The sequence below is a fragment of the Streptomyces sulfonofaciens genome, assembly GCF_014656295.1.
GTDB classification, from domain to species: Bacteria; Actinomycetota; Actinomycetes; order Streptomycetales; family Streptomycetaceae; genus Streptomyces; species Streptomyces sulfonofaciens.
This window is the reverse complement of the sequence record NZ_BNCD01000025.1, coordinates 79183-103663: the sequence shown is the minus strand read 5'-3', so window position 1 is coordinate 103663 and position 24481 is coordinate 79183. Positions and strand designations below refer to the sequence as shown.

Here is a 24481-nt window from a genome sequence, read left to right as displayed (position 1 = left end):
TCGGCGTGCGCGATCAGGTCGCCCACGATGGGGTGCCGCCGGACGCACGCGGCTGCCTCAGGGCAGCAGGGACTTCGGGATGTAGGCGGCGACCAGTTTGTTCCCGTCGACCGCCTCGGCTATGACGAAGTCGACGGCGAGGCTGCACAGTGCGTAGGCGTCGGCGTCACCGAGCGAACCGTGCGTGGCCTCGCGCAGGCAGCCGATGGCCTCCGTCGCGGCGACCTGGAGGGCGACGTCCAGGTCGGCGTCGATGCCCATCGCCACGGTGTGGCCGGGCAGATCGGCCCGCGGGTAGGTGAGCCGGCCGCCCTTGCGCACCGTGAACCGGGCGGTGAACGACATCGAGTGCTCGACGGCGGTCTGGTCGATCTCGCCGTGTCCCTGGGCACCGTGCGTGTCGCCGATGTAGAACTGCGCGCCCGGCTGGAACACCGGAAGGTAGAGCGTGGCGCCCGCGGTCAGGTCCTTGAGGTCGAGGTTGCCGCCCCACCGGTCGGGCGGGTTGGCCGAGACGAAGCCCGCGTCGGTGGGCGGTGCCACCCCGGTGATCCCCGCGAAGGGCCGGAACGGTACCCGGATGCCGGGTGCGAACCGGTAGTAGCGGTTGTGCCTGTCGAGGGTGAGCAGCCGGGTCGAGGGCTCGGTGAGCAGCCGGGGGAGCACCCCGCTGCCCGGGCCCGTGCTGTTCACGCCGTAGGGGACGCGGGGCGCGACGTCGAGGATCCTGATCTCCAGCACGTCGCCCGGCTCGGCGCCCTCGACGTGGAGCGGGCCGGTCAGGACGTGTCCGCTCGATCCCGGCGTCCTCGGGATGGTGGCGATGTCGGCCAGCTCCGGCAGCACCTGGTCGGCGGGCACACCGAGCGCCTCGAAGTACGCGACCGGCCCGTTCGGCGCGGACACCCCGGCCTGGTTCACCGCGTCGATCTTCACCACGGTGCCGGACGGGACGGTGAGCACGGCCGGGCGGCTCGTGGGGAACCAGCCCCACAGCGCGTTCTCCTTGCTGGTTCTGAGCAGCACGTCGTACGTCCTGCCGCCCTTGGCCCGCGCGGCGGCCGCCCTGGCCACGCCGGGCAGCGCCGTGCCGAGCGCCGTGCCGAGGGCCGCCGAGGCCCCGGCCGCCTGGAGCACCCGCCGTCGGCTGAGCCTGGAGCGCGCGGTGTCGTTGGAACGCCGCCTGCCCATGGGGATGGGGAAGTGCACACGTACCTCCATGCCAGAGGATCGGTAACGGACGGGACGACGGCCCGCCGAGTCCGCGGTGCCGTGGCCGAAGTGCGACCAACGTGGCCGACATGGCGAACACGGCGAACACGGCCAACGTGTCGAAAGCGTCCGACGCGTCGGACGTGAGCGACGCGTCGAACCCCTCCCGGCCTCGCCGTCCCGCCTGCCCTCTTCCCTCCCGCGGCAGCGGGCACACGGGGCGGTGTACTCGCGGCGCCGGGCCAGTCGCTGCTGACTGCGGACTTCGGTGTCGCGAACCTCGTCGGGGTCCAGGGGGCCCGATCCGCGCGACCGAGCATGCGCGTGTTTCCGGGGCGGCTTCACCCACACGGATGGACTCGGGCTGATAGAAGTACAACACCGCTGTGCGAACGCGAACATGGTGGGGTGACGGACGCCAAAGCACTCCTCTGCCTGGCCCAGGCCGCAGGCGACCTCGTGGCCCGGCTCAGCGAGACACCCGGCGGCGGCAGCCCCGGGACACCCTCGAACGGTGGCCGGGCACCCTCCGGCGGTGGCCGGGCCCCCTCGGACGAGACCTACGACATGGTCCTCGCTCTTGAGCGGCTGGCCCGGTACCTGCCCGCCACGCTGGACCGCATCTGGGCACACCTCGGCGGGCCGGACACCCTCCGGCGCGCCGGCTCCCGCGGCGGGACCACCGTGCACGCCCTGGCCGACGCGCAGTGCTCACTGGACGCCGCCAAGGCCGCCGCCGAATCGCTCGCCCTCGCCCTGGCACGCGCCCACACAGCGGCACTCACCCTCGTCGAAGGGCGTTGACCTGCCGACCCGGCACACGCCTCGGCCTCGGCGGTCCGCGCCGTGCCTCAGGCGCGCTCAGGCGCTCAGGCGCGCCTGAGGGCCACAGTCCCCACACCCACCCCGCCGCCCCCGGCCTCCTGGCTCCGCTGCCGGTCCGACCTGGGCGTTCGTATGCGACACGGAAGTGACGGGGGTGAACGCGGGTGCCTTCGGGGTTGGCCCTGTCCGGGTTCTGGCCACGAGTTGTTCGGTTCGAGCCGGTTACGCCGAATGGTGGTTCCTGGACGGGACCGTGGGACATCTCTGTTCGCAGTTGTGTTGGCGCGGCCCCGGGCGGGGCTGCGGGAGAGGGCACGCCAGGTCGAGTCGCTGCTTGCGGAGTTGCCGCGAGGTGGGAGGGGGAAGCCGTGCGGCGAGGGGCTCGGAAGGTCGTGCCGAGGCGACGAACGCGGGAGCTGACGGGCGCGGCCGAGGACGCGGGTGCCGTCCCCGCGGCCGCGGGGAGCCCGGCACCTGAGCACCACCGGCGCACGGCCTCGCTGCCCTAGTACTGCAACGGTGTTTGCCGTTCCAGGGGATGTCCGGCCCTGCCCCTGCGGGTCGGGCAACCGCCCCTGACTTCTGATGACGCGGCCCGCGCCGGTTCCTGCGGGCCCCAACGACCGGCGGCGAGCCACGGGCCGCGCACTGCGGCACCGGCGTGTTCGGCTGCCTGAACTGCCGGGTTCCCGTCCGCGACCGTCACCGCCGCCGCGGTGTCCGTCGGTGCCTGCCCCTGCCGCACGCCGTTTCCGTCCGCATGGTGTGAACGCCGAGAGAAGGAGTCCGACCGTGTCGTGTGTGCTGAGCCACGACGTCATCACAGACCCTGCCCCGCTGGTGTCACGGCCTGGGGCGCCCTCTGTGGGAACCGTGCACGTGATCGTCACCAACTCCCACGCGAGCTGGGTGCGCTGGCAGTACACCGAGGTGAGGGTGCCCATCGGCGACAGCGGCACGGACCTGGCGTCCGATGGCGCGGGAATCGTCACAGGAATCGACTACGACCCGTTCCGCTTCGGGGAGGCACCGACTTTCACCTGGGACGCCGCACAAGGTCTCGCCAGGGCGAGTTTCACCGAAGAGGTTCTGTTCGCTCCCGGTATGTCCATGACCCTCGCCCTGGAGCACATACCCGTCTCCACCAGGGAGGGCTTGGCCCTCCTGGAGCTGACGGAGTTCGCCCGGGGCGGCGACCGCAACGCGAAGTCCGGCGACCGAAACGGGGTCCTGAACGCCAACGCACACATGACGGTCAGGCGCGACAAGGGCGAATGGGTCCTGAAGACCGGCGACGAGAAGGTGGTGATCAACGCGGACCACTTCCACGTCATGGGCATGATGTCGTGCCGCTCTCGGGAGTGGGAGCAGCACTGACGACGGGACGCGAGCCCCCTTTGCTGCGCTCCCCTGCCGCGCCTCCCCTGCCGCGTGAGGGGGCGGCGGTCAGCCACCCGGCGGGCGTTCGTCCTCGGGGTCGTCCGACACCCGCTGCGCGACCGCCGCGGGTCCGGTCTCCTCGCCCCGCACCAGCAGGCGCAGCGAGGTGATCAGCCCGGTGTCGCGCATGCTGGCGAGCTCCCACGCCTGGGCCACCCCGAAGATCAGATCGGCGACGACCAGGTAGCACAGGACACGTACGGCGCCGAGGTCGGAGGGGGCGCGCAGCAGGCGGACGCCGGCCCAGATCTCGAAGACCACGATGCACAGCAGTCCGGCGGCCAGCCCGTAGGGCCGCCCCGCCGCCCCCTGCCGCCCCTCCTCCCTGACCCGCAGCGCGGCCAGCGCGAAGGCCAGGACGCCGACTCCCCCGGCGGCGGACCACCAGCCCAGGGCCACCCCGGGCACCAGGGCCGCCAGTGAGAGCACCAGGGCGTCGGTGAAGACCAGCAGGGCGGCCGAGGCCCTGGTGCGGAACCATGTGCCGCCCGCCGGGCCGGCCGCCCGCCGCGGGGAGAGCGAGAGCGCGACGAAGAGAAGTCCGGTCAGGGCACCGGTGGCCCCGGCCGCCGCGACGAAGAAGTCGCGGTACTCCTGCGGCATCATGCAGGCACGGTACCGTCGGCGCCCCGGACACGCCGGGATGCCGGCCCCCGGCGGGCCCGCACTGCCTGCTGCGCGTCCCTGCGCCTGCGCCGCGACACCGCACGGTGCGAAGGTGTCAGACGGCTTCGGCCACCCGCACCAGCCTGCGGTTCACGAATTCGCCGGTGTTCCGACAGCTCACGCCCGAATCCGGAGTTCTTGACCCCGCAGAAAGGCAGGCCCGGCGAGTCGGCGAAGCAGGAGTTGACGTACACCATGCCGCTCTCGGCACGGGACGCGACCCGCCTGGCGTGCTCGACGTCCGCATCGAAGACGTAGCCGCCCAGGCCGTTCCTGGTGGCGTTGGCCAACTCCGCTCCTGCGGGGAACGTGCCGCCCAGTCGCCGAAGAACGCGGAGGCCGTGCGGTTCCACGCCAGTACGTCGGTGCGGCCCCACACGTACGCGGGTACGTCCCGGCACGCTCAGGAGACGACGGCGTCCTCCACCGTCGCCCGCACTCCCAGGACGCTGTCCGTTCCCGTGATCTCGAACAGGCGACGCAGTTGCGCTCTGGGCGCGGCCACGCGCAGGGTGGTCGCCGTGTGGACGCGGATCAGGAGGTTCAGGAACGTCGAGTCGGCGAAGGTGACACCGGAGGCGTCCAGGACCACCTTCGGCCGTTCCCTGGCCGCCGTGAGCAGTGCTCCTTCCAGGGGTGCGATCGTGTCCATGTCGTACGAGCCGTAGGCGACGACGACCCAGGCCCCGTCGTGTTCGTACTGGACCACCGCGACCGCCCCCGAAACTCGCCCGTCGATCCGGTCGTACGGCGGCTCGCCGCCCCCGTCGGCACTGCTTGCCGGCCGTGGCAGGACGGCCTCGTCCAACGACACCTCGTCCTCCTGTGGTTCATGACCTCTACCGAAACACGTCATCCAATGCACGACAAGTATGTCATGAATGCGGTTTCGCGCAACACGCGTCCCCCCATAAAATGAGGCCATGGATGCAGCGCCCGAACCTCACACCGGATGGACGTTCGTCACAAGCCACGCTCGCGTACTGGCGGCCATCGCAGACAACCCGAACGTCCGGATCCGGGACATCGCCACCCACTGCCGGCTCACCGAGCGTGCCGTCCAGCGGATCATCTCGGACCTCGAACAGGACGGTTACCTCTCCCACACCCGGGAGGGGCGCACGAACACCTACCGCATCGAGCCGGGCAAGCTGCTGCGACATCCGGCGGAAGCGGGCCTGTCCGTGGCGTCGCTGCTCTCCCTGCTCGTGCAGGACGAGACCGACCGGGCCAGGAAGCCCGTCGCCCGGTAGGCGTCCACCCCCCGAAGGAGGCGGGGACTCCCGGGAGAAGCGGAGTCCGCGCCGACCCCGGTGCGCCGCGACCGCGTCGCCGCCGGGCCGCGGCCGCACAGGGCGCCCGGGGCCGGGCCGTCCGCCGACAGGGCCGCGGTCGCCACGGGCCGCCCGCCCGGCGATCCGCCGGCGCCTGCCGCCCGGACATGGCCCGCGACGCGCCGCCGCCACCGCCACCGCCACCGCAAGGTCCGCGGCACAGGCGCGGACAGGACCGCCACCCGCGCGCGGCCGCGGAGGGAAGGACGACCACGACCGGCACGGGTGCGCCGGCCGGTGGACCGGCCACGGCGGGGCGACCGTGCCGACCTTTCCGGCCTTTCCAACCTTTCCGACCGCCGGCAATCCCGCCCGCCCTCGGGCGCGGCGACGGGACGGCGAGTTACAGAAAGCGTTGGCAGCAGCCCCCTGTTTGCGAAACGGGGAGTTCCCCGTTAGCGTGGAAGGAGAAACGGGGAATTATCCGTATCGTGTGGAGGTCTGCCATGATGAAGCTGCTCAGCTATCTGACCAAGCGGGAAGGCACTACCGCGGAAGAGCTGATGGAGTACTACGAGGAGCACCATGTGCCGCTGATCCTGAGCCTTGCGCCCTCGCCGACCCTCTACAAGCGCCATTACCTGACGCGCGGCGACGCTTTCAACCTGCGCGAGGACGAGATCGACTTCGACGTGGTCACCGAGATGGGCTGGCCCGACCGCGAGGCCTTCCAGGCGTGGATGCACGCCGTTTCGGACGAGCGGGTGGCCGTCGACGAGGCCCGGTTCCTGGACCGGTCCCGGACCCGCGCGCTCCTGGTCGAGGACCGGGTCACGGCCGGCTGAGCCCGCCGAACGCGGTCACCGGCACGAGTGGAGCACCCACCGGCGACACCGTGCCGATGTCCGCCGAAGGCGCGCGGACGGCCCTTCCGGACCCTTCCGGGCCCCTCCGGACCCCTCCGGGCCTTTCCCTTCCTTTCCATGTCCGTTTCCATGTCCGTTTCCATGTCCGTTTCCCTGCCCGCCTCGGCCGGCACACCCCCTTTCCCACCCTCCGCCGAAACCAGGGGGCCACGGCAGCACCCGGCTTCCGGTCGGACCGAAGGCCGGCGGCCGGCACGTTCCGCGTTCGGCAGAGGGGAGTCCCCTTTCCCTCCCCCGCAGCAATACAGGCCAGGACAAGGACGCGCCGAGATGGACGAAGGAGCACGGCTTTCACTCAGTGAAAGTTTTTCGCCGTTCCACGTTCCACGGATAACATCAGCACCCCACGTGATTCAAGTTTCAAGGAATGCCGGGCTTCGGTAAGACCCCGGCTCAGGTCGGACGGTTGACTGGAGCGTGACCTGTGGGGGACCTGTTCGAGCACGACGCCTCCGCCGCCCTGGTGGGACGCGCACAGCAAGTCGGACGCATCTGCGACTTCCTCGCCTCCCCCGACCGCGGCGGGGCGCTCCTGCTGTCGGGACAGGCGGGAGTGGGCAAGACGGCGCTGCTCGACACCGCGGCGGACGTCGTGTCCTCCACCGGGACGCGGGTTCTGCGTGCCGCCGGAGTCGAGTTCGAGGCCGAGGTGAGCTACTCCGGGCTCAACCAGCTCCTCTTCCCCCTGTCCGAGTCGTTCGGCGATCTCGACAGCATCCACAGCGAAGCCCTGCGCGTCGCGCTGGGCTTCGGCAGCGGACCGCCACCGGACCGGCTCATCGTGTCCAGCGCGACCCTGATGCTTCTGCGTCAGGCAGCCTCCGCCGAACGGTTGCTCCTCATCATCGACGACCTGCCGTGGCTGGACAGCGCCAGCGCCGCCGTCCTGGGCTTCGTCGCGCGTCGGCTCGACGGCAGCCGGGTCGGCTTCCTCGGCGCCATGCGCTCGGGGAGCGAGACCTTCTTCAGCCGCGTCGGGCTGCCCGAGTACGAAGTCCCACCGCTGGACGGGAAGGCGTCGAGGGAGTTGCTCGACGTGCGCTTCCCCGCCCTCGCCGAGCGGGTGCGGGAGCGGCTGCTGGCCGTGGCCGAGGGGAATCCGCTGGCCCTGCTGGAGCTGCCGACCGCGCTGAGCGGCCAGCAACAGGCGGCGTTGGAGAGCCTTCCTGCCGTACTTCCGCTCAGCCAGCGACTGCAAGCGCTGTTCGTCTCCCGGGTCTCCGTCCTTCCCGCTCCCGCACGGCGTCTGCTGCTGCTCGCGACGCTGGACGGGACCGGTGACCTCGGTGTCATCCAGGCGGCCGCGCGGCAGGCCGGCCACGACGGCGGTCTCGAAGCTCTCGCGCCCGCCGAGCAGGACCGGTTGGTGCACTTCGAGGAAGCCACCCGACGGCTCGTCTTCCGCCATCCCCTGATCAGTTCGGCCGTGGTGGCGGCGTGCACCACCGCGGAGCGCCGCTCGGCCCACCGCGCCCTGGCCCACGTACTGATGGACCATCCCGAGCGCCGGGCCTGGCATCTGGGGGAGGCGTCCGTCGAACCGGACGAGGAGGTGGCCACCCTGCTCGAACAGGCCGCGCGCCTCATCGCGGCGCGCGGCAACGCGGGTGGGGCGGTGGCCGCACTGGTACGGGGCGCCGATCTCAGCCCCCGCGCTTCCGACCGTGCCCGCAGACTCGCCGAGGCCGCCTACATCGGCGCCGATGCGACCGGGGACCTGCGTGGCGTGTCGGAACTGCTCGAGAACGCACGCCGGGCGGACCCGGGCCTGGTGGACTCCCTGCACTCCGCCGCCGCCGCCGTCTACCTCACCATCAACAGCGGCGGGGACATCGACACCGCGCATCGCCTGCTGGTGGGCGCCATCGAGTCCGGCGTACACCGGTACGACGCCAAGGACGCCGCTCTGATCGAGGCGTTCCACCTCCTGCTGCTCCTGTGCTTCTACAGCGGCCGTGCAGAACTGTGGCCCCCTTTCTACACCGCACTCGCCCGCTTGCGTCCGGAGCCGCCGGCGCTCCTGTCCGTGGCCAGCAAGACCTTCTCCGACCCGGCCCGTTCCGGAGTCGCCGCCCTGGAACAGTTGCAGTCCATCCTCAGCGGGCTCCCCGAGGAGAGCGACCCCGGCAGGATCGTGCGCATCGGGACCGCATCGCTCTATCCGGACCGGCTGGCGGACGTCCGCGAGCCTTCCTGGAAGGTCGTTCTCCAGGGGCGGGACGGCGGTCCCGCGCGCAGGACCCTCGGCGCGCTGATGCACCTGTGCCTGGGCGACTTCCTGTCCGGCAGGTGGGACGAGTGCGACGAACTGGCCGACGAAGGAATCCAGTTGTGCGAGGAGTCGGGGTACGGGTTCTTCACCTGGTATTTCTGGTACTGCCGGGCCGTCGTCGCCGCCCCGCGCGGCGACGATGCCACGGCCGAGCGCCTGGTCGACCAGATCACCCGCTTCGCGACACCACGGGGAGTCGGGACGGCGCTTCACTACGCCCTGCACGTACGCACGATCGCGGACCTCGGACGTGGAGATTTCGAAGGCGCCTTCCAGCACGCATCGGCCGTCAGCCCGCCGGGTACGTTCGCCTCCCACGTCCCGCACGCGCTGTGGGTGGCGATGGATCTCGTCGAAGCCGCCGTGCGCACCAACCGCCGGGCGGAAGCGGTCGCTCATGTGCGCGCCATACGGGAGACCGGCATAGCGGAGTTCTCCCCCCGGCTCGCCCTTCTCGCCGGCTGCGCGGCGGCGCTGTGCGCCGAGGACGACGAGGAGGCGGTACGTCTGTTCGACACGGCCCTTGCGGTGCCGGGGCTCGAACGATGGCCGTTCGATCTGGCCCGGGTGCGACTCGCCTACGGTGAAAGGCTGCGACGGGCACGGGGGAACGCGGACTGCCGAGGGCCGTTGAGCATGGCGCACGACTCCTTCTCCCTGCTCGGCGCTCGTCCCTGGATGGAGCGCGCGGCCAAGGAACTTCGCGCCTCCGGATGGGTCGCGCCGAGAACGGCAGCCGTGGAAAGCGGGGTTCTCACGCCGCAGGAGCGGCAGATCGCGGAGTTGGCCGCGTCCGGGCTGAGCAACAAGCAGATCGCCGAGCGGCTCTACCTCTCCCACAGGACCATCGGCGCGCACCTTTATCAGATCTTCCCCAAGCTCGGAATCTCCTCACGCGCGGCCCTGCGCGACGCCCTTGCGCACCTGGAAGGAACGCCATAGCTCCGAAACGACCGGTGACACCGCGGACCGGCTCACGGATCGCGCGGACGCCGGCAGCGGTCGGCCGCCCCAGCGCGCGTGGCAGCGCTGGAACGGCTACTCAGCGCGGCCGGACCGCCACGCTAAACGGGGAATCCCCCTCTTTTCTGTTAGATTAAGGGGAGTCCCCCCTTCTCGAACAAGGGCTGCCGTGACCACTCTGAGAGAGCTCGTCCGCCCACCCCGGCGTGCGGACGCCCGGCGCAACTACGACGCGCTGGTCGCCGCCGCCGAGCAGGTCTTCATCACGCAGGGGTACGACGCGCCACTGGATGAGATCGCGCGGCGGGCCGGTGTCGGCAACGCGACCCTCTACCGCCACTTCCCCACCCGGCGTGACCTCCTCATGGCGGTCTGTGTCGGCGAGGTGGAGGCCCTGTGCGGGCTGGCCGAGCGGCTGCGCACGGGGTCGCGTCCCCGGGACGCGCTGCTCGAGTGGATGCGTGCCTACGTCGACCACGTCAGCGCGCACCGGGGACTGGGGGCCGCCCTGAGCACCGACACACCCGAGGGCTCCACCCTGGCCGTCGCGAGCCAGGCAGCCGTGGCCGAGGCCGGGGGTGCCTTGCTGGCCGCAGCCGCCGAGGCCGGCGGGGTGCGCCGGGACGTGCGCATCGACGACCTGCTCGCCCTGCTGGGCGCCGCCGCGACGGTCAGCGAGAGCGGGGACGGGGAACGACCGGAACGACTGCTGCGCCTGGTGGTGGAGGGCATCTCCGGCTGAGGAGGAGGAACGCGGATCATGGCACAAAGGGGCGGAGAAGATGTCTGACGAGCACGGCATGTCGGTGACCGACAAGGTCCTGGCGCTGCTCGGAGCGTTCTCCCACGAAACTCCCGCGCTGACGCTCACCGAGTTGTCCCAGCGGACGGGACTCTCCCTGCCCACGGTCCATCGTCGTGCCGCCGAACTCGTCGAGTGGGGAGCTCTTGAGCGCGGCCGCGACCGCCGCTACAGGGTAGGTCTGCGGCTGTGGGAGGTGGCCAGCCTCGCTCCCCGCGGCCATGGCATCAGGGAGGTCGCCCTGCCGTTCCTGCAGAACCTGTACGACGCGACGAAGCAGCAGCACATCCACCTCTCCGTACGGAATCATCTGGACGTCGTCATCCTGGAACGGCTCAGCGCGCCCCACGCCCCGCAGGCCGTCAGCCGGACCGGAGGCCGGTTCGGCACCTTCGCCACGGGAGCGGGCCTGGTACTGCTCGCGCACGCCCCCGACGATGTGCGAGAGGAGTATCTGGGCAAGCCGCTGCCCCGCTACACCGAGGAGACCGTGACGGACCCCGGCCGGCTCCGTGCCATGCTGGCCGCCGTTCGCAGGGACGGCTACGCCAGCAGTGACAGGATGATGGCCTCGGACGTCCACTGCGTGGGTGCGCCGATCTACGGGCCGGACGGCTCCGTGGTGGCATCCGTGTCCATCTGCTCCCGGGCCGGCACCCAGACCTTGCAGGCGCTCGCTCCCTCCGTTCGGGCAACGGCCCGAAGGATCTCCCAGGCCCTGCGGTGACGAGGGCCGCGGCGCCGACCGTCCGGCCGGGGATCGGATGATCGTGTGCAGCGGGTACGGCGGCAGCTCCTCAACGAAGGCCGGCGGGGACCGGAGCCCCCATCCTGTCGAGCAGATCGGCGACTTTCTGATCGAGCTCGGCCCCGACCCGTGAGATCTCAGGATGGCGGTAGCTGTTGAAGTGGGAGCTGGGTTTGTCGATCACGAACAGTGGACCGTCGGATCCCTGGTAGATCTCGGTACGCAGGGGTGCGTGCAGCATGACCGACGCGTCATGGTGGAACATCCGCTGGGCAATTGTGTGGTTCCCCATGAGGTACATCACGAACGAGGTGTTCTCGCCTGCCAGGCTCATCAGTGAAGTCCCCGCATTCCTCCAGAAGATCATGAATCCATGAGGGGCATTCCGCTCCGCCTGGTCCAGGAACTGCCCCCAAGGCGCGCGGGAGCCCACAAGGCCCTGAAGCGCGGTGGTGTCCAACGGGGGAACGAGGCTCTCGTAGTGCCGCACGGCATCCTCGAACGAGCCCGGCAGAGGCACGTGCAACCGGGTGACTTCGTAACTGGTCGATCGCGGCTCGGACATGTCTGAGATCTCCCTCATCGTAGAAAAGAGCTGATCGGAGGCCCTGTGGCCGTTCTCGGAGGCCGCGGGGAGGGGCAGGACCGGCCCGTTCCGCCGCGGACGGGTGGGGCCGTCGGCGGTGTGCAGCAATCGCACGCCGACCGCGCAGGCCATCCGCACCGGGCCCCGGAGCCGGTGGGCACCGGCGAGCACCCCGGCCCCCGGCCTGTCAGACCGGGGCGCCTCCGGCCCCGGGGGCGATGCGGAGCGGACGGCTGCCCTTCGCGCTGTCCACCACCATCGCGATGGCTTCGGCCGTCCGGGCGATGTCCGCTTCCGTGACAGTCTGTTGCGCAAGAACCGCGTCCACGCTGTCCACCAGGCCGGGATACCGGCTGTCGTACACGGCGGTGGTCTCGGTGTCGTCCGGGTGGACCAGTCCCAGGTGCCGGCCGGCATCGGCCGTACACGAACGGGAAACGACGGTGGAGACCTCGATCCCGAAGCCCGCCAGCTCCCTCGCGTAACTCGCCGCGAAATGCTCGATCAGCGTGACCGCTTCGGAGTGGAGCGCGAGGTAGGGAGTCCTGTCGGCAGGGTGCCCGGAGGGCACCGCCCAGACGAGCAGCCCGTCCTGGCGCTCGCGCATGTGCGGCAGTACAGCACGGTTCACCCGTTGGGTGGAGAGCACGTACGCGTCGTAGATCTGCGCCAGTTGGTAGGGGGTGAAGGATTCCAGGGGCCCCCGGGGCACAGGTCCCACGGTGTGGATCACCGCGTCGATCCGGCCGGACTCCGCCGTGATCTCCCTGACGGCCACGGAGACCGAGCGCTGATCGGCAACGTCAAGCCCGAGGGGGCGCAGTCGCGTGCCCTGTACGAGCGCGTGCCTCTCCAGCTCGGCAGTACCCCCGGGTGATGAGCCGGCGGCGGGCCCGATTCCGGCGTAGGCGGTGTGACCGGCCCCGGCGAGGGCCAGCGCTGTCGCCGCACCGAGTTCGGTGGAGGCCCTGGTGACAAGAACGATCTTCGACATCAGGCTCCTCAGCGGACGATGCGAACGGTGAGGCGGCCGTCGGCGTGGTGAGGGACGGGCCGCCGGACACGATCAGGCCATGGAGCCGAACCAACCGGCGCCCGGCAACGCGGGTTCTCCGCCCTGATCGTTACCGACCTCTGACCGTGCACATTGTTTTCCATACGAGACCTGGCCCAACAACCCTTGAGTGGTGGGCGAAGCCCGCCGCCCCCGCCCGGGCTGTTCACCCGGCACGGGAACACCGGAGCGGGGCCACGCCCGACAGATGCAATGTGCATCTGACCACGTGCCAGTATCGGCCGAGCCCCGATCGAGCCGCCTAAGTCGGATGACTGCACAGAAGACTGCGCCTCGCACCACCCGCAGCGGTGCGAGGCGAGCATCTCGGCCCTGCGACCCCCGGATCCGGACGCCGGAACGAGTCGCACGGCCGCTTGACGGCCACGGTCGGTACGGCCCCGCACACGACCACCGGGCACCGCCCGCCGGGATGCGGGACATCCCGCCACGGCCAGGGGCCGGGCACCCCCGCCCCTGGCAGGAATCGGACCCGGGAGCGGTGGCCCCTCCCCCGGAACCGCCATGGGCGGCGTGTTCCGCGACGCGTCTTCCGGGGAGCGGGAGGGAGGGCCGGAGCCTGCTGATGCGCCGACGACGTGCGCCATATCCCTACGGACTGGACAAACGGCTGCCCAGGACGCGGTGACCTGGTGGCCGATTGACAGATGCGGGCCGAAGAGGCTCGGGGAAACCCTGGGGCTACGCCGCTGGACATGTCGCACTCGACGCGTGCCGGGGCGGGTCACAAGGAGCGCGGAATCGGCTTCGCATGCGTTGAGCAGCGGTCGCCGGCCTCGGATCGCGCGCCCCCCAGACACAGACGCCGAACAGAACTTCTCTGCACACGGGAGATCCCGCATGAGCGATACCGACAGCGAACAGGCCGGCACCATCGTGCTCATCCACGGCCTGTGGGTAAATCCGCGCAGTTGGGAGGGGTGGAAGCAGCACTACGAGGCGCGGGGGTACGAGGTGATCACCCCAGCCTGGCCCGGCCTCGACCGCGAGGTGGAGGAGCTCCGGCGCGACCCCACCGGCATCGCGGGGGTCGGCCTCCTGGAGGTGGTCGAGCACTACGAGACGATCATTCGGGCTCTGGACCGGCCGCCGATCATCATGGGCCACTCCTTCGGGGGCACGGTCGTGCAGATCCTGCTCGACCGTGGGCTGGGCAGTGCGGGAGTCGCGATCGACTCGGCAGCCGTCAAGGGCGTACTCCCGTTGCCCCTGTCCACTCTGAGATCGGCCTGGCCGGTCCTGGGCAACCCCGCCAACAAGAACAAGGCGGTCCCGCTGACAGCGGAGCAGTTCCACTACGCCGTCACCAACACCCTGAGCGAGAGCGAGTCAGCCGCGCACTACAAGCGGTACGCCGTTCCGGGCTCGGCCCGGGTCCTCTTCCAGGGGGCATTCGCCAATTTCAACCCCAGGGCCGCCACCCGGATCAACTTCCGCAACCGCCGGCGGGCCCCGCTCCTGTTCATCGCCGGAGAGGCCGACCACATCGTGCCGCCCAAGGTGAACAAGGCCAACCACCACCTCTACCGCAAATCGCCCGCCGTCACGGACTACCAGGAATTCCCCGGGCGCTCGCACTTCATCATCGGGCAGAAGGGCTGGCAGGAAGTCGCCGACTACGCCCTGAACTGGGCGGAGGAACACGCGCCCGCTCGCGTGTGACGCAGGCCGGCCCGCCCTGGCCCACCTCTCCGCGGCCGTAGGCCGGATTCCCTCCTCTCTTCTCCCCCCTTCCCCCCTCCCCTCTCACAGTCGGCCCGCCCCACCGGTGCGGACCGAGATCCCACACGAACGAGCACCATGCAGTCATCCAAGGAGACAGTCATGCACAAGCGTCCCAAGCGCCGTGCCTTCCGCATCACCGTACTCGGCGCGACCGGCGTCGCCCTCGTCGCCGGCGTGGCCACCCTCGCGTCGGCCGCACCGTCCTACTTCACCGACCCGGCCCCGAAGCCGACCGTCGTCCTCGTCAACGGTGCCTGGTCCGACTCGGCCAGTTGGGGCGGCGTGATCAAGCGCCTCCAGGGCGACGGCTACCCCGTCACCGCCCCGCCCACCGCCCTGCGCAGCCTGTCAGGCGACTCTGCATACCTGGCCTCCTACCTCAAGACCATCAAGGGACCCATCGTCCTGGTCGGCCAGTCCTACGGCGGATCCGTCATCACCAACGCCGCCACCGGCAACACCAACGTCAAGGCCCTCGTCTACATCTCGGCCTTCGCCCCCGACACGGGCGAGAGCGCCCAGGACCTGACCGCGAAGTTCCCGGGCACGCAGATCACCGACGACCCCAGCGCCCCCGTCCCGACCGCTCTCAGCCCCGTCCCCTTCACCGCCCCCGACGGCTCCGTCGCAGTCGACCTCTACGCCAAGGCCGACCAGTACCGCGATCTGTTCCTGAGCAACCAGCTCAGCAGCACGACCGCGGCCGAACTCGCCGCGGAACAGAGCCCCATCACCTCGCAGGCCCTCAAGGATGCCTCCGGAGCCCCGGCCTGGAAGAGCATCCCCTCCTGGTTCCTCGTCTCCAACGACGACCACCTCATCCCCCCGGCGACGGAGCGCTTCATGGCCACCCGCGCCCACGCCCACACCGTGGTGGCCGACACCCCCCACGCCGCACAGGTGACCAACCCCGGAACCGTCACCGGGATCATCGAGCAGGCCGCCCGCGCCACCCGCTGACGCAAGCGGCGTCCACGCCGCCGCCGAGCGGCCCGGTCCTCCCGACGACCCACCCACCGGTCGCACCGGGAGGCGCCCGGGCCGCCTGGCAGCACTCCCCACCGACCGATCAACGCCGGAGAACCCGCGAAGGCGCTCGCCGGCCCCTGTCCAAGCCGGCCTCCGCCAAAGAGGCCCGCACCGACAGGCGCCGCTGAATCCGTGGCAGGACTCCGGCGGTTCGGGCACATCGAGAATGAGTGCCGCGCCCCAAGGCCGGCACGTGAAAGTGAGCCAAAAGACCATGTTCACCATAAAGGAATCCACCACCAAGACGGTGGATGTCGGCGGGACTCCGTTCACCTACCGTGAAGCAGGTACGGCCGAGGGTGTTCCGCTGGTGCTCCTGCACCACGTCACCGCCATGCTGGACGACTGGGACCCCGCGGTCGTCGACGGTCTCGCGGCCGAGCGGCGTCTCATCCTGGTCAATCTGCGGGGCGTCGGCGGTTCCGGCGGCACCACACCGGACAGCTTCGAGGCCATGGCCGACGATGCGGTGGCCTTCCTGAAGGCGCTCGGGCTCGGCCCGGTCGACCTGCTGGGCTACTCCCTGGGGGGAATCGTCGCCCAGGTGATCGCCCAGGAGCACCCCGCCCTCGTCCGCCGGATCATCCTGGCGGCCACCACACCCGCAGGCGCCCCGGGGCCCGCCGCCACCGGCGCGGTGCTCCAGGCCGCCATCCAGAAGGCGACGTCGGAGGGCAAGCACCCGAAGCACTACCTGTTCTTCGAGCAGTCGGCCACCGGCCAGGCAGCCGCAGACGCCTTCCTCGCGCGACTGGACGAGCGCACGCAGGACCGCGACACCCCGGTGTCGAACGAGACGATCGGCGCGCAGTTGACCGCACTCACCACGTGGGAGAAGGACACGTCGCCGACCGGCCTGGCGAGCGTCGAGCAGCCCGTCCTGGTGGTCAACGGGGACAACGACACCATGTGGCCGACCAGCGGCACGATCCAGCTCGCCCAGTTGCTGCCCAACGCGAAGCTGGCCATCTACCCGGACTCGGGTCACGGCGGCATCTTCCAGTACCACGAGCTGTTCGTGCAGCAAGCACTGGCGTTCCTCCGCGACTGACCCGCGTGCGGTCGTCCCACCTGGTGCGGCGGGCGGAGCAGGACCTCGGTGATGTGTACGGGGGCTCGGCGATGTCGTAGGTGACGGCCGGCACAGCGCGGCCGGGAAAGGGCCGACGTCCCCGAGATCGGGAGGCGCCCGCAGGCGCCCGGCCACGGTGCGACGGCCAACGCCCGCCGCGGCCCCGGCCCCGGCCCCGGGGCACGGCGGGCACGGCGGGCACGGCCCAGGGGATGACCTCCACGGGACGGTCGGACGTCGGTGACCCGCCGTTCCAGGCATCGGCCGGGGTAGGTGAACCAGTCCCGCAGGTTCATATCCGCGGTGAGCTCGTCCGCGCCGGCCCGTGCGGCCGTGGTGAGGGCCACGGCGAACTCACCGTGACGGGTCCACAAGGTTCCCTCGTCAAGCAGGCTGCGCTTGTCATCCGGGGGGCCTTTTCAGCCGTTTGTGTCAGACACGCCGTCGCGCGTCCTGGGAAGGTTGCCTCACACTTATGCTTCTACAAGCATGTAGAAGTAGTGAGAGGCGGAGCCGGATGCCCCCGGCCGCCTTTCGACATCCGGCCGGGAAGGGAGGGCGCCGCCATGAGGTGGGGCAGGCCGTTCACGACCGGTCACCGGTCAACGCACCGGCAGCCGGCACCGTTCCTCGGGGTGCGCCGCCGCGCCCTGCCCGGCGCGCCGCACGTGACACGCACATGAAGGAGTGAACGCCCCCATGGTGTTCAAACGGCTACTCGGCTCGCTCGGTGTCGGTGGGCCCACGGTGGACACGGTCCTCGACCCCGGCGCCGTCCTGCCCGGCGGGGCCCTGTCGGGGCAGGTCCACCTCAAGGGCGGCAACGCCGACTTCGACATCGACCGCATCACCCTCGAACTGGTCGCCCGCGTCGAGGCGGAGTACGAGGACGGAGAGGGCGAAGGCGCGGTCGCCTTCGAGAGGTTCACCGTCGGCGGCGGCTTCCGCCTGGGTGAGGGCGAACTCCGCAGCGTCCCGTTCACCGTGAGCCTGCCGTGGGAGACACCGGTCACCGAACTGCACGGGCAGCCGCTCGGCATCGTGCTCGGCGTGCGCACCGAGCTGGCGGTCGCCGGTGCGAAGGACAAGGGCGACCTGGATCCGCTCGCGGTGCGCCCGCAGCCCGCCCAGGAGGCGATCCTGGAAGCACTGGGCGAGCTTGGATTCGGGTTCAGGTCCGCCGACCTGGAGCTGGGCCGCATCGGCGGCACCGGCCAGCAACTGCCCTTCTACCAGGAGATCGAGCTCACCCCGGCCCCGCAGTACGCGCACCAGCTCAACGAGCTGGAGGTCACCTTCCTCGCCGGTCCCGGCGGCCTGGAGGTCGTGCTGGAGGCCGACAAGCGCGGCGGCTTCCTCACCGCGGGCCATGACGCGCTCACCCGCTTCACCGTCTCCCACGACGCCGCCCACCAGGACTGGAACACTCTGGTCGACGGCTGGATCCGGCAGCTTCTCGAACACCGCGACTCCTACGGCGCCCACGCCCCCTACGGGCACGGCGACCCGTACGCGGGCCATGGCCACGGCGGCCACCACAGCCACCACGGCGACCACCACGGCGGGCAGCACCGCTCGGGTCCCGGCGTGGGCACCGCGATCGCCGCCGGCGCCGCGGGCCTGGCGGTCGGTGTCGCCGGCGGCCTGGTCGCGGCCGAAGTCGTGGACGAGGTCGGCGACTTCTTCGAAGGCGAGGACGAGGAAGAGGACTGAAGGGGCATGGCTTGCCCCCGCTGACTTCTGCACAACCGTAAATCACCGGGAGCTTCGGGCCATGTGCACGGGCCCGGGCTTCCGTTCGAGACGTGGAGTACTCATGGCCCTGTGGGACCGCCTCAAGGAATCCGCCGCCACCATGCAGACCCAACTGGTGGCGAAGAAGAACGATCTCAAGAGCGGCGCCTTCCGCGACGCCTCCATGGCGATGTGCGCGCTCGTGGCGGCCGCGGACGGCACCGTCGACCCCTCCGAGCGGCAGCGCGTCGCCCAGCTCATCGCCACCAACGAGGTACTCCAGAACTTCGACGCCGACGACCTGCGCCGCCGTTTCGAGGCCAACCTCGCCAAGCTCACCGCCGACTTCGCCTTCGGCAAGGTCAGCGTGCTCCAGGAGGTCGCCAAGGCGAGGAAGAAGCCCGCCGAGGCCCGGGCCGTCATCCAGATCGGCATCGTCATCGGCGGCGCCGACGGCGACTTCGACAAGGACGAGCAGGCCGTCGTCCGCGAGGCGTGCTTCACCCTCGACCTGCCGCCGCACGAGTTCGACCTGTAACCGCGGCGGACCCTGGTCCGGGCCGTGCCACCGGCCGGTGGCACGGCCCACTCGTCCTCCACCGGGGTCTTCTGCGGGGCGCTGTTCCGCAAAGGGCCGTTCCAGGAGGGGCCGTTCTACAACGGAGTGGCAGCCTTCAGCACGAAGAACAGCGTGACGGCGGAATTCGCCGACGACAGAGCGGACATCATGGTGCCCGCGGCGGCGGTCCACACCGCCAGACCCACCGCGGTGAAGACCGGCGGCCACAAGAGCGCGGCGGGTGCGGGGCCGAGCAGGGCGGCGACCCGGCGCGGCACCGGCCCGGGGGAGGCGACTTGGGCCAGTGTCGCCGCCGGGGCGCCCTGGGAGACCAGCGCAGCCTTACCGACCGCCAGGGCCATCGCTCGACGACTGCCGATCGCCTGTGCCGCTTCCTCGTCCGCCCACCGCTCGACGGTGTAGGAGACCGCCGTGCGCAGCGGCCGCAGGCATGGATTCGCCTGCGCCGCCAGCCGCACCACCAGCAGAAACCGGTGATGGCGGTCGGCCAGGTGCGCCCGCTCGTGGGCGAACAGCGCCCGCCGTTCGGGCCCGTTCAGACAGGAGAGCATGGCGGTGGAGACCACCACCCGGCCCCGCCGGCCCGAGGGCAGCGCATAGGCGTACGGCACGCCGTCCGGCAGCACCGCCACCGACTTCCTGGGCAGCCCCGCCAATGCCTCTTCGGCCCGCATCCGGACCCGGCGGTGCCGCCACAGCACCCGCGAGCAGGCCACCACCAGGGCGAGCAGGGCCGGAATGGCGACCTTGCCCGCGACCTCGTCGCACGGGACGGCTTCGCGTACCTCCTCGTCCGACCAGCCGTCCGGCAGCGGATTGCCCGGTAGCTGGGCGGTGCCCACCACCACCAGCAGCGCCAGGCACACCGTGCTGCACACCGCCAGCACCCCCGCCGTCACCGACAACAGCCACGTCGCTGCCCGCGGGTGCAGACGCTGCTCGGCCAGTCGCGCCACCGGCAACGCCGTCAACGGCATCACCAGCGGCAGGAAGACGAACACCCCCATGAGGCTTCAGTCGTTCCCTTCCGGGCCGAGAGGGCCCAATAGCTGCCGCAGCAGACGTTCGTCCTCCGGCTCCAGGGAGGTCACGAAGCGGGCCAGCACCGCCCCCCGGTCGCTCTCGCCATCGAGCAGCTTGCGCATCTTGCGCGCGGCAAGCCCGGCCTGGTCGGACATCGGCGTCCACACATAGGACCGGCCCGCACGCTCCCGGGTCACCGCTCCCTTGCCCAGCAGCCGGGTCAGGATGGTGATCACGGTCGTGTAGGCGAGGTCCCCGCCCAGGCGTTCTTGCACCCAGCCCGCCGGCGCGGGCCCGCGCGCCTCGCGCAGGGTCGACAGGACCAACCCTTCCAGCTCGCCCTGTCCCCGTCGCCGGGGACGCTGCCGGTCGCCCACGCCCTCTCCCTTCCGCCGGTCACCACACCACAAGCCGTCGATCCTAGAAGTGCCCCGCACCGAACTCCCCCCGGAACGCACACGGCACGACCCGGCAGCCGCGCCTCGTCCGCAGAATCATCGAAAGGAGGGCCCGGGTGTCACCGCGCGGCCGGTTCCGGGCTTCTCGCCGGGCCGATCGCAGGGCCGTCCGCCCGGACGCGGTCCCGGCAGATGCATCGGCACCACCGGTACGGCACCACCGTCCTCGGCATCGCCGGCACACTCCTCGGCGGCCGGTTGTCGGCGGTCTTGCTCCACCGCCCGATCCGGTGGGATCCCTCCTCCCTCGCCGCCCGGGCCCGGCCGTCGGCGGTGCGCTCGTCCTGCGGACCGGCCGCCGCCACCTCCTGTTCGGCAGATCAGGGGCGTGGGCGCACGCCCGTGGCGGCGGGCGGGGAGACCCCGAACCCGACGTACCGCGGACCCGCCCCGCAGGCCGGGCCGGGCACCGCATCAGGCCCGCGGCGGCCGATCGTCGCGCTGCACGACGACGCCTTCCACGACCGGCCCCGAAAGTGGCGCCCCAGCGGACTCCTGCTCCTTCAGCGCCCCGGCCTCGCTCTTGAAGATCCGTGCCGCCCTGCCCGCGGAGCGCGTCAGCTCGGGCAGCTTCCTGATCCCGAGGACGACGACCACCACCAACAGGATCAACGCCAGCTCGCCCAGGCCGAACATCAGATGCGCTCCCTCTCCGTGTGCGGCACCCGGAACCGGGCGCCGGCACCCCGCCGTATCTACATTGCTGTAGAAGTCTTGCGCAGGGCACGATCGGTCACAAGCCCGCCCTCCGCGAAGCGGCACCTGGCGGAACGGCCGCGGCGGACCCGCAACCGTGCGGGACCGAACGACGCGCCCTCCTGCGCCCCGGCCCGGGGCGGAAACGCGAAGTACCCCCGCGGGCACGGGCCCAGCCCGTCGAACCGCCGACCGCCAGGCGCCCGAGGCCGTACCGGCAGGCCCCCTCCACAGGGCCCCGGGGGGCCGCGCGATCCCCGCAGAAGTCGTCAGGGGCCGCCGTGCAGCCGTCCGTGCGGCTACCGGGGCACCGGTTTTCGGCCTGGAGACGCGCCGAGGGCCGCCACGCTTGGCGTAGCGGCCCTCAGGTTACGTTTATGCAGGTCAACGGCCTGCTATGTGCGTCACCGCGGTGGGGCGGGTGGGACTCGAACCCACGGCCGACGGATTATGAGTCCGCTGCTCTAACCGGCTGAGCTACCGCCCCATTACGGCGCGTCGCGCACATGTGTGCGCGCCGTCTGCCGCAGCATAGCTGCTCATACGATCTCCTGCTTCGGCTGGTCGGCCTCGCACGACCATGAGGACTCCCCCCGGGCCCGTACGGTTCCACCAGGCACAAAAAAGGACCCCCTTGAGGGGTCCTTCCCGGCTGCTCCCCCGACTGGACTCGAACCAGTAACCTGCCGGTTAACAGCCGGCTGCTCTGCCAATTGAGCTACGGAGGATCGAGCTCCCCCGACTGGACTCGAACCAGTAACCTGCCGGTTAACAGCCGGCTGCTCTGCCAATTGAGCTACGGAGGATCGCCTCGGTGCATCGAACGCACCTCCCGGGGTATCCGCCAGGCGGCGCGCGCTCGCTGCACCGCATACATTAGCGCAAGCAGGGGGGTGCTCCGCCAATCGGTACTCGCGACGGACCCCGGCTCAGGGGAGACAACGGAAGGGTGGCCGCCCATGCGCTACCGGCTCACATTCGCCGCCGGACTTGCCCTCGGCTATGTACTGGGGACCCGGGCGGGACGCGAACAGTACGAGAAGATCAAGCAGTCCGTCCAGGACCTCGCCCAGAACCCGGCCGTGCGCAACACCGCGGAGTCCGCGGCCCAGCAGAGCCGCGACCTCGCCGGTCGGGCGTACCACACGGTCAGCGGCAAGGTGGGCGAGCGGATGCCGGACGCGGTGACCGGGCGGGTCCGCTCGATGCGCGAGCGCGCGCACGCCGGTCACTCCGGCCACTCCGGTGAGGACGACTGGGGTACCGGCGCCCCCTGACACACGGCGCCGGCACGCTCGAAGCACGGCGCCGGCACGCTCGGGAACCGCGGCTGCGAGGGTCCTGCCCCGTGTGCGCGGGCCCCGGTTCCCGGGCGTGTCGGCGAACGCGTCCCCGCGACCGCACGGTCGCGCGCCCCACCGGCCCCACCGGCCCCACCGGCCCCACCGGCCCCACCGGCCCCACCGGCCCCACCGGCCCCACCGGCCAGGGTGATGCCCCCGGGCACCTCCACAGGGCCATACCCCGCCCGTCGGCGGCGCGCCGATCCCGTTCGAGGCGCCCGGGCCGAGCGGACCCCCTGAACCTTTTGAACCGCTCGCCCCAGTCGGGCCCGGCCCCCGCCCCCTGCGGGCCGCCCCGGGCCGGGCGAGGGGCGACCCGGTGCGGCGCGTGCCCCCCGGTGCGGCAGAATCTCCGTATGGGGATAGTCGCCGGGCTGGACAGTTCACCGGATTCCACACGCATCGTCGTCTGTGACGCGGACACCGGCGCCGTGCTCAGGCAGGGGTACGCCCCGCACCCGACCGAGGGCGGCGAGGGCAGGCCGTCCGACGTCGATCCGCAGGCCTGGCTGCTCTCCCTCGGCGACGCGGCGGGCGGCGGCCTCCTCGAAGGAGTGCGGGCCATCGGGGTCTGTGCGCAGCAGCACGCGCTCGTCCCGCTGGACGGGCAGGGCGGCACGGTGCGGCCCGCGCTGGTCGGAGGGGACAAGCGGGCCCAGTCCGCGGCGGTCGACCTGATCGACCGGCTCGGCGGGCGGGAGGTCTGGGCCAAGGAGGTCGGCTGCGTGCCCCAGGCCGCCCAGCCGGTGGCCAAGCTGCGCTGGCTGGCGCGCGCCGAGCCCGACGCCGCCCAGCGCACCGCCTGCGTGGTGGGCGCCCACGACTGGCTGGTCTGGCAGTTGCTCGGCCGGCCCGCGCGCCGCACCACCGACCGGGGCGCCGCCTCCGGCACCGGGTACTGGTCGGCGGCCGCCGGCTCCTACCGGCCGGAGCTGGTGGAGCTGGCGCTCGGTCACCAGGTGGCCCTGCCGGAGGTGCTGGGACCGGCCGAGCCCGCCGGCACCACCCCCGAGGGCCTGCTGATCTCGGCCGGAACCGGCGAGACGATGGCCGCGGCGTTCGGCCTCGGCATCGGACTCGGTGACGCGGTGGTCTCGCTGGGCGCCTCGGGCTCCGTGATGGCCGTGCACCACGAGGCGCTGGTCGACTCCACCGGCATGATCACCAGTCTGGCCGACGCGACCGGCATGCACCTGCCGGTGGTGCACACCCTCAACGCGGTACGCACCCTGCGCGGCACCGCCGAGCTGCTGGGCGTCGACCTGGAGGGGCTCTCGGAGCTGGCGACGAAGTCCACTCCCGGCTCGCACGGCCTGGTCCTCCTGCCCTACCTGGAGGGCGAGCGCACCCCTCACCTGCCGCACACCGCGGGCACGCTGACCGGGCTGCGGCGCGAGTCGATGAAACCGGAGCACCTGGCACGCGCCGCGTTCGAGGGCATGCTGTGCGGGCTCGCCGACGCGCTCGACGTGCTGCGCGGCCGGGGCGTGGCGGTGCGCCGGGTCTTCCTGCTGGGCGCGGCAGCCGAGTTGCCCGCCGTGCAGGCCGCGGCGCCCGCGCTGCTCGGCGCCCGTGTCGTGGTCGTACAGCCTGCGGACTACGCGGCGCTGGGCGCGGCGCGGCAGGCCGCCTGGGCGCTCGGCGTCTCGGAGGGCACGCTGTCCCCGAGCTCCCCGCCGCAGTGGCCGGCGCCGTCGATGCAAATCTTCGAGCCCGGCGACGAGCTGCCGGTGGGCCAAGCGGTGCGCCAGCAGTACACGACCGTGCGCGACCAGATCCATCCGGACGCTTTTTCGGCCACCGTGCAGTGAGTAGGACTCCGGGCGGGACGCCGGTGGCACGCCGCTGACCTCGCCCTTCGTCGCGGCGGCCGGGCCCCGGCCGCCGGGAGGCCGCCGGGGGGCCGCCGGGGGGCCGCTGCGTGCGCCCCGCCCGGAGGCGGCCGTGCGCACGTCACCCGGCACGGCGCCCGCTCCCGGGCCGTGTACCGCATTCTGCGCGTTTTTGATCGTCTCTTGGCTAAATCACTTGA

General features: G+C 71.5%; 23 protein-coding genes and 3 tRNA genes. 14 read left to right on the top strand and 12 right to left on the bottom strand.

Translation table 11 applies throughout. The features are described 5' to 3' along the window. Positions 1-57: 57 nt before the first annotated feature. Entirely contained in the window at positions 58-1209 is a 1152-nt protein-coding gene (locus IE313_RS29940; protein WP_189937747.1) for an acetamidase/formamidase family protein, read from the bottom strand. Positions 1210-1620: 411 nt separating this feature from the next. Here IE313_RS29940 and IE313_RS29935 point away from each other — a divergent pair, with 411 nt between their 5' ends. After that, positions 1621-2016, top strand: a complete 396-nt coding sequence (locus IE313_RS29935; RefSeq protein ID WP_189937745.1) for a hypothetical protein — start codon at positions 1621-1623, stop codon at positions 2014-2016. Positions 2017-2901: 885 nt separating this feature from the next. After that, positions 2902-3414 (top strand): hypothetical protein, encoded by a 513-nt coding sequence (locus IE313_RS29930; RefSeq protein ID WP_189937744.1) that lies wholly within the window; start codon positions 2902-2904, stop codon positions 3412-3414. A gap of 69 nt (positions 3415-3483) precedes the next feature. Here the strand turns inward: IE313_RS29930 and IE313_RS29925 are convergent, their stop codons facing one another. Genes IE313_RS29925 through IE313_RS29915 form a run of 3 tightly spaced genes read right to left on the bottom strand, consistent with a single transcriptional unit; the run spans position 3484 to position 4957 of the window. Beyond that, a complete protein-coding gene (locus IE313_RS29925) occupies positions 3484-4083 on the bottom strand; it encodes a hypothetical protein (RefSeq protein WP_189937743.1) in 600 nt (199 codons plus the stop codon). Further along, positions 4080-4496 carry an aldehyde dehydrogenase family protein gene (locus tag IE313_RS29920; RefSeq protein ID WP_373317092.1) on the bottom strand — a complete coding sequence of 139 codons (417 nt, stop codon included), beginning with the start codon at positions 4494-4496 and terminating at the stop codon, positions 4080-4082. Before IE313_RS29920 ends, IE313_RS29925 begins: the two co-directional genes overlap by 4 nt. A 50-nt stretch (positions 4497-4546) precedes the next feature. Continuing rightward, positions 4547-4957: an STAS domain-containing protein gene (locus IE313_RS29915; RefSeq protein ID WP_229925074.1), complete on the bottom strand. Its 411-nt coding sequence runs from the start codon at positions 4955-4957 to the stop codon at positions 4547-4549. Between the two features lie 109 nt (positions 4958-5066). Here IE313_RS29915 and IE313_RS29910 point away from each other — a divergent pair, with 109 nt between their 5' ends. From IE313_RS29910 to IE313_RS29890, 5 genes are all read left to right on the top strand, one after another. Further along, positions 5067-5396: a helix-turn-helix transcriptional regulator gene (locus tag IE313_RS29910; RefSeq protein WP_189937741.1), complete on the top strand. Its 330-nt coding sequence runs from the start codon at positions 5067-5069 to the stop codon at positions 5394-5396. Between the two features lie 527 nt (positions 5397-5923). Continuing rightward, entirely contained in the window at positions 5924-6262 is a 339-nt protein-coding gene (locus tag IE313_RS29905) for an EthD domain-containing protein (RefSeq protein ID WP_189937740.1), read from the top strand. Between the two features lie 505 nt (positions 6263-6767). Beyond that, positions 6768-9557, top strand: a complete 2790-nt coding sequence (locus IE313_RS29900) for an AAA family ATPase (protein ID WP_189937739.1) — start codon at positions 6768-6770, stop codon at positions 9555-9557. 190 nt (positions 9558-9747) lie between these two features. Then, positions 9748-10320, top strand: a complete 573-nt coding sequence (locus IE313_RS29895) for a TetR/AcrR family transcriptional regulator (RefSeq protein WP_189937738.1) — start codon at positions 9748-9750, stop codon at positions 10318-10320. A gap of 40 nt (positions 10321-10360) precedes the next feature. Continuing rightward, the gene (locus IE313_RS29890; protein ID WP_189937736.1) at positions 10361-11107 is read left to right on the top strand and encodes an IclR family transcriptional regulator; all 747 of its coding nucleotides are present in this window, start codon (positions 10361-10363) and stop codon (positions 11105-11107) included. A 70-nt stretch (positions 11108-11177) separates the two neighbouring features. Here IE313_RS29890 and IE313_RS29885 read toward each other — a convergent pair whose 3' ends face one another. Continuing rightward, positions 11178-11693 (bottom strand): DUF302 domain-containing protein, encoded by a 516-nt coding sequence (locus tag IE313_RS29885; protein WP_189937734.1) that lies wholly within the window; start codon positions 11691-11693, stop codon positions 11178-11180. 208 nt (positions 11694-11901) lie between these two features. After that, the gene (locus IE313_RS29880; RefSeq protein ID WP_189937732.1) at positions 11902-12708 is read right to left on the bottom strand and encodes an SDR family NAD(P)-dependent oxidoreductase; all 807 of its coding nucleotides are present in this window, start codon (positions 12706-12708) and stop codon (positions 11902-11904) included. Between the two features lie 921 nt (positions 12709-13629). On the opposite strand from IE313_RS29880, the gene IE313_RS29875 reads away from it, so the two are divergent. From IE313_RS29875 to IE313_RS29855, 5 genes are all read left to right on the top strand, one after another. Further along, positions 13630-14451 carry an alpha/beta hydrolase gene (locus IE313_RS29875; RefSeq protein WP_189937730.1) on the top strand — a complete coding sequence of 274 codons (822 nt, stop codon included), beginning with the start codon at positions 13630-13632 and terminating at the stop codon, positions 14449-14451. A 162-nt stretch (positions 14452-14613) separates the two neighbouring features. Further along, positions 14614-15474: an alpha/beta fold hydrolase gene (locus IE313_RS29870; protein ID WP_229925073.1), complete on the top strand. Its 861-nt coding sequence runs from the start codon at positions 14614-14616 to the stop codon at positions 15472-15474. 283 nt (positions 15475-15757) lie between these two features. After that, positions 15758-16594, top strand: coding sequence for an alpha/beta fold hydrolase (locus tag IE313_RS29865; protein WP_189937725.1), 837 nt, complete (start codon positions 15758-15760; stop codon positions 16592-16594). Positions 16595-17314: 720 nt separating this feature from the next. Further along, positions 17315-18328 carry a sporulation protein gene (locus tag IE313_RS29860; RefSeq protein ID WP_189937723.1) on the top strand — a complete coding sequence of 338 codons (1014 nt, stop codon included), beginning with the start codon at positions 17315-17317 and terminating at the stop codon, positions 18326-18328. A 103-nt stretch (positions 18329-18431) separates the two neighbouring features. Then, positions 18432-18887 (top strand): tellurite resistance TerB family protein, encoded by a 456-nt coding sequence (locus IE313_RS29855; RefSeq protein WP_189937721.1) that lies wholly within the window; start codon positions 18432-18434, stop codon positions 18885-18887. Between the two features lie 116 nt (positions 18888-19003). Here IE313_RS29855 and IE313_RS29850 read toward each other — a convergent pair whose 3' ends face one another. The 6 genes from IE313_RS29850 to IE313_RS29825 form a co-directional block, all read right to left on the bottom strand. Beyond that, positions 19004-19936, bottom strand: coding sequence for a M56 family metallopeptidase (locus IE313_RS29850; RefSeq protein WP_189937719.1), 933 nt, complete (start codon positions 19934-19936; stop codon positions 19004-19006). Positions 19937-19942: 6 nt separating this feature from the next. Next, positions 19943-20329 carry a BlaI/MecI/CopY family transcriptional regulator gene (locus tag IE313_RS29845; protein WP_189937717.1) on the bottom strand — a complete coding sequence of 129 codons (387 nt, stop codon included), beginning with the start codon at positions 20327-20329 and terminating at the stop codon, positions 19943-19945. Between the two features lie 495 nt (positions 20330-20824). Beyond that, entirely contained in the window at positions 20825-21046 is a 222-nt protein-coding gene (locus IE313_RS29840; RefSeq protein ID WP_189937714.1) for a twin-arginine translocase TatA/TatE family subunit, read from the bottom strand. 473 nt (positions 21047-21519) lie between these two features. Continuing rightward, positions 21520-21593: transfer RNA gene (locus tag IE313_RS29835), tRNA-Ile, on the bottom strand. 168 nt (positions 21594-21761) lie between these two features. Continuing rightward, positions 21762-21834 (bottom strand) — tRNA-Asn (locus IE313_RS29830). Between the two features lie 5 nt (positions 21835-21839). Further along, a tRNA-Asn gene (locus tag IE313_RS29825) sits at positions 21840-21912 on the bottom strand. 153 nt (positions 21913-22065) lie between these two features. On the opposite strand from IE313_RS29825, the gene IE313_RS29820 reads away from it, so the two are divergent. Both IE313_RS29820 and IE313_RS29815 read left to right on the top strand, forming a co-directional pair. After that, a complete protein-coding gene (locus IE313_RS29820) occupies positions 22066-22383 on the top strand; it encodes a YtxH domain-containing protein (RefSeq protein WP_189937712.1) in 318 nt (105 codons plus the stop codon). Positions 22384-22805: 422 nt separating this feature from the next. Next, positions 22806-24260 (top strand): FGGY family carbohydrate kinase, encoded by a 1455-nt coding sequence (locus IE313_RS29815; protein WP_189937710.1) that lies wholly within the window; start codon positions 22806-22808, stop codon positions 24258-24260. Positions 24261-24481 lie beyond the last annotated feature (221 nt).